This is a genomic window from Streptomyces sp. NRRL WC-3549 (genome assembly GCF_000721935.1).
In the GTDB taxonomy this organism is placed as follows: Bacteria; Actinomycetota; Actinomycetes; order Streptomycetales; family Streptomycetaceae; genus Streptomyces.
This window is the reverse complement of record NZ_KL585403.1, coordinates 74447-78075: the sequence shown is the minus strand read 5'-3', so window position 1 is coordinate 78075 and position 3629 is coordinate 74447. Positions and strand designations below refer to the sequence as shown.

3 protein-coding genes are annotated in these 3629 nt (G+C 73.4%); all 3 read right to left on the bottom strand.

Going from position 1 to position 3629, the window contains the following annotated elements; genetic code table 11:
• Positions 1-771, bottom strand: a 771-nt coding sequence (locus IH13_RS0117715) for an ABC transporter permease subunit (protein ID WP_031085571.1), incomplete at its 3' end; no start/stop codon positions are given.
• Positions 771-1859, bottom strand: coding sequence for a quaternary amine ABC transporter ATP-binding protein (locus tag IH13_RS0117710; protein ID WP_031085568.1), 1089 nt, complete (start codon positions 1857-1859; stop codon positions 771-773). The genes IH13_RS0117710 and IH13_RS0117715, both read right to left, overlap by 1 nt.
• Positions 1856-3427: a GMC family oxidoreductase gene (locus IH13_RS0117705; RefSeq protein ID WP_031085566.1), complete on the bottom strand. Its 1572-nt coding sequence runs from the start codon at positions 3425-3427 to the stop codon at positions 1856-1858. Before IH13_RS0117705 ends, IH13_RS0117710 begins: the two co-directional genes overlap by 4 nt.
• Positions 3428-3629: the final 202 nt, after the last annotated feature.

The window sequence follows — 3629 nt, the reverse complement described above, 5'->3', positions numbered from 1 at the left end:
CAGCAGGCGCTGCCGGCCGGTCGCGCCGAGCGAGGTCACCGCCTCCATCACCCCGGCGTCGGCCCCGCGCAGCCCGAGCGCGGTGAGCCGGGCCATCGGCGGGGCCGCGTAGACCACGGTCGCCAGGACCGCGCCGGGCACGCCGATCCCGAAGACCAGCACGACGGGCAGCAGGTAGGCGAAGGCGGGCAGCACCTGCATGGTGTCCAGGACGGGCCGCAGGAAGCGGAACGTACGGTCGGACAGCCCGGCCGCGAGTCCCAGCAGGATCCCGAGGGCGACGGAGGCGAGAACCGCGACGACCATCAGGGCGAGGGTCTGCATGGTCGGCACCCACATGCCGAGCAGCCCGCAGGCGACGAAGGACAGTGCGGCCGTCACCGCGAGGCGGACACCTGCCGTCCGCCAGGCGACGAGCGCGGCGACGGCGGTGACCCCCGCCCAGCCGAGCGCGAGGAGGGCCAGGTAGACGCCGCGTACGGACAGGACGACGGCGTTGCTGATGTGCCCGAGGAAGTAGAGGAACAGCGGGTGGCTGTCGCGGTTGGAGATGATCCAGTCGTTGACCTCGCCGAGCGGTGCGCTCAGGTCGGCGGTCAGCGCGCCGGGCCAGGCCCCGCCGCCCCAGCGGGCGTGGACGACGGGCACGGCGACGGCGGCGGCGACCAGCAGGAGGAGCAGCTTGCCGAGCGCGGGCCGGCCGCGCAGCGCGCCGAGCGGGCCGCCGGTGCGGGGCCCGGCGGCGGAGGTGGTGACGTGGGCGGTGGCCATCAGGCGTTCACCCCGTGGGCCCCCGTGCCCGCGACGACGTCGAGGAGGCAGGTGTGGTCGACGACCCCGACGAGCCGGCCCCTGTCCATGACCCGGGCCGTGGGCTGCCGGGAGCGGACGACGGCCTCGATGGCCTCGGAGACGGTGGCGTCGGGGCGCAGGGCCGGGCCGTGCTCCCCGTCGTCCGCGGTCGGCGGGCGCATGGCGGTGGCGACGGTGAGGACCTGCTCGCGCGGTACGTCCCGGACGAACTCGCGTACGTAGTCGTCGGCGGGTGAGCCCACGATCTCCTCGGGGGTCCCGAGCTGCACGATCCCGCCGTCGCGCATGAGGGCGATGCGGGTGCCCAGGCGCAGCGCCTCGCTCAGGTCGTGGGTGATGAAGACCATCGTCCGGCCCTCCTCCCGGTGCAGCCGGACGACCTCGTCCTGCATCTCCCGGCGGATCAGCGGGTCCAGGGCGCTGAACGGTTCGTCGAAGAGGAGGACGGAGGGATCGACGGCGAGCGCGCGGGCCAGTCCGACGCGCTGCTGCTGGCCGCCGGAGAGCTGGGCGGGGCGACGGGCCTCGAGACCGGCGAGGCCGACCTTCTCCACCAGTTCGGCGGCCCTGGCGCGGCGTTCTGCCTTGCCCAGGCCCTGGATCTCCAGGCCGTAGGCGACGTTGTCGAGGACGGTGCGGTGCGGCAGCAGTCCGAAGTGCTGGAAGACCATCGCGGCCCGGTGGCGGCGCAGTTCACGCAGCCGGGCGCGGTCCATGGCCAGGACGTCCTCGCCGTCGATGGTCAGGGTGCCGCTGGTGGGCTCGATGAGCCGGGTCAGACAGCGTACGAGGGTGGACTTGCCGGAGCCGGAGAGACCCATGACGACGAAGACCTCGCCCTTGGCGACGTCGAAGGAGACGTCCCGCACGGCGGCGGTGCAGCCGGTGCGCTCGCGCAGTTCGGCGGGCGGGAGAGCGGCGTGCTCGCCGCCGGGGACGCGTTCGGCGCGGGGCCCGAAGACCTTCCAGAGGCCGCGTACGGAGAACACGGGTGCGGCGGCCCCGGGCGCCGTGCGCGCCGGAGCGGGTGCGGGGAATGCGCTCATCGGACGTCGCCTCCCTCGGTCGGGGTCGTGCGCAGCAGTTCGGCGCACTTCTCGCCCACCATCAGGACGCCGATCATCGGGTTCACGGCGGGCATGGTCGGGAAGACGGAGGCGTCGGCGACGCGGATGCCGTCCAGGCCCTGGATCCGCAGCTGCGGGTCGACGACGGCGGCCGGGTCGCCGGGGGCGCCGATCCGGCAGGTGCCGGCCGGGTGGTAGACGGTGTGGGCGGCCTTGCGGGCGTACGCGCTGATGTCCTCGTCGGAGGTGACCTCGGGGCCTGGGCAGACCTCGCGCCCCAGCCAGTGGGCCAGGGGCTCGGTCCGCGCTATCTCGCGGGCGAGCTTGATGCCGTCGACCAGGGTGCGGCCGTCGTAGTCCTCCTCGTCGGTGAAGTAGCGGAAGTCCAGGGCCGGTTTGGCCTCGGGGTCGGCGCTGGTGAGGTAGAGACGGCCGCGGCTGCGCGGCTTGGGGATGTTCGGGGTCATCGACACGCCGTGCTCGGGCTTCTCGTAGCCGAGGCGCTCCGGGTTGTCGGTGAAGGGGATCTGGTAGAAGTGGAACATCAGGTCGGGGCCCCGGGAGCCGGGGTCGCGGCGTACGAAGAGGCCCGCGTCGGAGTCCATCGCGGAGTTCTCCGGGATGGGTCCGTCGGTCTCCCAGACGATGACCGACTCGGGGTGGTCGAGCAGGTTCTCGCCCACGGCCGGCGCGTCGTGCACGACCGGGATGCCGAGGGCGTCGAGGTCCTTCGCCGGTCCGACGCCGGAGTGCAGCAGCAGCCGGGGGGTGTCCACCGCTCCGGCGCAGACGATGACCTCGCGCCCGGCGCGCAGCAGGATCTCCTCGCCGTCCTTGGTGCGGACGTGGACCCCGGTGGCGCGCTTGCCCTCGAACTCCAGCCTGTACGCCCAGGTCTCCAGCAGGATCGAGAGGTTGGGGCGGTCACCTGCTTCGATGTGCGGGTGGAGGTAGGCCACGGACGCCGAGGAGCGCTTGTTGTCCTCCGGGTGGTAGGCCAGGTCGAAGAAGCCGACGCCCTCGTGGAAGGGCTTCCTGTTGAAGCCCTCGACGCGCGGGACCCCGGCGGCGGCCGTGGCGGCGTCGACGAAGTCGCGGGCGATGGAGTTCCGGTCCTTCTCGTCGACGGGCACGATGTGGTTGCGCAGGCGGGCGAAGTAGGGGTCCATGGAGGCCGCGTCCCAGCCGTCGGCACCGGCCTCGGCCCATTCGTCCCAGTCGCCGGGCAGCGGTTTGAAGCTGATCAGCGTGTTGTGCGACGAACAGCCGCCGAGGACGCGGGCGCGGCTGTGGCGGATGTGCGAGTTCCCGCGTGGCTGCTCGGTCGTCGGGTAGTCGTAGTCGAGGTCGCCGCCGAGCAGTCCGAGCCAGCGGCGCAGGGTGAGGACGTCGTCGCGGTCGATGTCGGTGGGACCGCCCTCGACGAGGGTGACGGTGACGTCGGGGTCCTCGGTGAGGCGGGAGGCGATGACACAACCGGCGGTACCGCCGCCGACGACGACGTAGTCGGCGGGTTCGGACAGTGCGGGGCGGGAGGACGGCGGCATGGGCTCTGCTCCTTCTGCGGGGTGCCGGCGGGTGTGCGGCTGTGACGGTGGACGCGGACTGCGGTGCGGGCGGCGGAAGCCGGTGGTGTGCGCGAGGGCCTCCGCGCGGCGGGCATCGGCGGACGGACCCGCGCCCCTGCGCGGACGGCGGACCTCGGCGGCCGAGACGGTGCCGGGGCGGCGGTTGTCGTCCGTCATGCCC